This is a genomic window from uncultured Bifidobacterium sp., from assembly GCF_959020145.1.
Lineage (GTDB): Bacteria > Actinomycetota > Actinomycetes > Actinomycetales > Bifidobacteriaceae > Bifidobacterium.
Map to the genome: position 1 here is coordinate 1 of NZ_CAUEQY010000075.1, position 3245 is coordinate 3245.

Below are 3245 nucleotides of genomic sequence, written 5' to 3' on the forward strand. Positions count from 1 at the left end.
TGTCCGATTCTGCAGAAACGGACGCACAGGGTGCGAAAACGGGCGTTCGGATGTCCGATTCGGCAGAATCGGACGCGAAGACAATACCCACGTCTCGCCTTATTGCGCGCCTGTTGAAGGAAGTTGGGCCGCAGCGCAAGTACATGATCGTCGCGTGCGTCTGCGGCACGCTCGGCCATCTCGCCGCCACTTTCCTGCCGGTGTTCGGCATCGCGGCGGCCTTCGCTGCAGTCGGCTCGCCGGTCTGGAACCTCAGCGTTCTCGCGGCGCTCGCAGCCATGGCCGTATGCGCGTTGATCCGCGGCGGCATGCGTTACGCCGAACAGTTCATGAACCATAACGTGGCGTTCCGTCTGCTTGCGCTATTCCGTGCGAAAGCCTTCGCGGCCCTGCGCCGTCTCGCCCCCGCCAAGCTTGCAGGCAAAGGCAAAGGCGACCTGATCGCACTGGTCACCACCGACGTGGAACTGCTGGAAATCTTCTTCGCACACACCATCAGCCCGGTCGTCATCGCCATCGTGACTACCGTCGTCTACGCGCTCGCGCTACTCACCCTCAGTCCGCCCCTTGCGGCGACGCTCATCATCGCGCACCTCATTATCGGCGTCATACTACCGAAACTCTTTGCATCCGCGGTGCGCGGCATCGGTCCGGAACTGCGCAAGGAGTCGTCCGCCCTCGATGACGAAATGCTTGACGACATGCGTGGCATCGGCGAAATCATCCGCTTCGGCCAAGGCGATGCCCGGCTTGCGTCCATTCAGCGTCGCACGCGCTCGCTGTGGGTCAGACGTGTGCGTCTGAGCGTGAAAAATGGCGATTTTGCAGGATTTGGCGCGGTATTGGTGATGCTGTTCACGGCGATTGCGGCTTTCCTTGCGATGACGTTGTGCACTGCGGTTTCCACTGCCGCCGATATGTCGGAAGGCCTGATGTGGGTGGGCTCCGTGGGATCGAACGCCCCGGCGTTGGTTGCGGCTTTCGTGCTGCTCGCCAGCTCGTTTGGGCCGACGCTTGCGTTGAGTGCGTTGCCGGCGAATCTGACGCAAACGTTTGCTTCGGCACGCCGCCTGTTCGCGTTGATGGATGAGGCTCCCGCTGTGGTCGAGCAGGGGAGCGAACGCCCGGAATATCAGGGCATGACAATGCGCGATGTCACATTCGGCTATGGATCCGGCGCCCGTATTTCCGTCGAACGCACGCCAAACGGGCGGTCGGAGCATGCGACTGGCATGAGTCCGGCACGCCCCGCGGAAGCGCAATCCTCCGGCGAACAAGGTGCCGGCATCGCCTCGCAACCGGTGCTCGACCATGTTTCACTCGATGTTTCACGGCAGGGCATTCTCGGTATTCAAGGCCCGTCCGGGCGTGGAAAATCAACGATGTTGAAACTGCTGATGCGCTACTGGGATCCGGATTCCGGCACGATTTCGCTGTCGGATGTTCCATTGCCGCAGGTTGACGCCGGATGGCGTCGGCGCGTGCAGACGATGATGGGGCAGGAGACGTATCTGTTCGACGGAACGATTCGCGAAAATCTCGCTATTGCCTGCAATGACGCCGATTTTTCGGATTCTGGCAGTAATTCTGGCAGTAATTTCTGTAGTAATTCCAGCAGTAATGCTGGTGGTGATTCCGCTGATTCCCCCGATTCGGACCTCGCGCACGACATTCCCGATTCCGTATTGCGCGAAGCCCTCGCCAAGGCGTCCGCGCTCGAACTGGTCGATGCGCTGCCGAACGGCTTGGATACGCGGGTCGGCGAGCTGGGTGGCCGCCTTTCGGAGGGTGAGAAGCAACGCATCGGATTGGCCCGCATGTTCCTTCGCGACGCCGATTTGGTGCTGTTCGACGAGCCGACGAGCCGTCTTGACGCCTATAACGAGTCGGTGATTCTCGGGTCGATCAATGATCTTGCCGAGCGGGGGAGCGCCGTCGTGCTGGTGTCGCACCGCGATTCCACCATGCGCATCGCTGATCGCATACTGCGTATGTAGTGCGCAATACGCGAATCCATCTGCACCCCCGTCCGCAATGTGGTCGTATGAAAATCATGCGTCATTCGTATTTCTTATAGCGTGCATCGAAAGTGCGGTCGAAAGGAGCCGTGCGCGCGAATCGAAAGCGAATGGCGCATATCAGGCAAGAAAAGCGAATGAAATTGCGGAATCGTCGGCAGAATCGAAATCGTAAGAAAATGAAACAATCATGAAAATGATAGTCAGAATTTAAGAAAAGCAACTTTTTAAGACGTGCAAATATTCAGTTCACATGATTTTGTAACGAAAAATCGTTAGTATCTGTGTCAAGAGATATCCGCTCTGCAGCAGGGTGGAATACGATTCGACGAAAGGCTGGCGATGGCCAACAACAGGAACGAACTGAACAAGAATCTGGCGCAGATGCTCAAGGGTGGCGTGATCATGGACGTCACCACCCCGGAGCAGGCGAAGATCGCACAGGACGCGGGCGCATGCGCGGTGATGGCTCTCGAGCGTATTCCGGCCGATATTCGTGCTGCCGGCGGCGTTTCCCGCATGAGCGATCCGGCCATGATCAAGGGCATTCAGGAAGCCGTGTCCATTCCGGTCATGGCAAAGGTTCGTATCGGCCATGTTGCCGAAGCCCGCATTCTGCAGGCCATCGAAATCGACTACATCGACGAATCCGAAGTGCTGAGCCCCGCCGACGACGTGTACCACATCGACAAGAACCAGTTCGACGTGCCGTTCGTGTGCGGCGCGAAGAACCTGGGCGAGGCGCTGCGCCGCATTGCGGAGGGTGCGTCCATGATTCGTACCAAGGGCGAGCCGGGCACGGGCGATGTCATCCAGGCCGTGCGTCACATGCGCACCATGAACAAGCAGATCCGCGAGCTCGTCTCCCTGCGCGACGACGAGGTGTACGAGGCCGCCAAGCAGCTGGCCGTGCCGTACGATCTCGCCAAGTATGTGCACGACAACGGTCGTCTGCCGGTCGTCAACTTCGCCGCCGGTGGCGTGGCCACTCCGGCCGATGCCGCGCTCATGATGGAACTGGGTGCCGAAGGTGTGTTCGTCGGTTCCGGCATTTTCAAGTCCGGAGACCCGGCCAAGCGTGCCGCCGCCATCGTGCAGGCCACCGCCAATTGGCAGGACGCCGACCTGCTCGCACGCCTTTCCGAGAACCTCGGCGAGGCCATGGTCGGCATCAACGAAGACGAGATCGAAACCATCATGGCCGCTCGCGGCGAGTGATTGCGCTGT

The 3245-nt window shown here is 59.7% G+C and carries 2 protein-coding genes; both read left to right on the top strand.

Translation table 11 applies throughout. The features are described from left to right. A partial coding sequence (locus Q5H33_RS08255) for an amino acid ABC transporter ATP-binding/permease protein (RefSeq protein WP_302423985.1) occupies positions 1-1997 on the top strand: 1997 nt, incomplete at its 5' end. Positions 1998-2360: 363 nt separating this feature from the next. Continuing rightward, on the top strand, positions 2361-3236 hold the full coding sequence (gene pdxS / locus Q5H33_RS08260) for a pyridoxal 5'-phosphate synthase lyase subunit PdxS (RefSeq protein WP_004223372.1): 876 nt from the start codon (positions 2361-2363) through the stop codon (positions 3234-3236). The last annotated feature ends 9 nt before the right edge of the window (positions 3237-3245 follow it).

Coding starts and splice junctions, on each gene's coding strand:
- pdxS (WP_004223372.1), top strand. CDS start 2,361: ATGGCCAACAACAGGAACGAACTGAACAAGAATCTGGCGCAGATGCTC.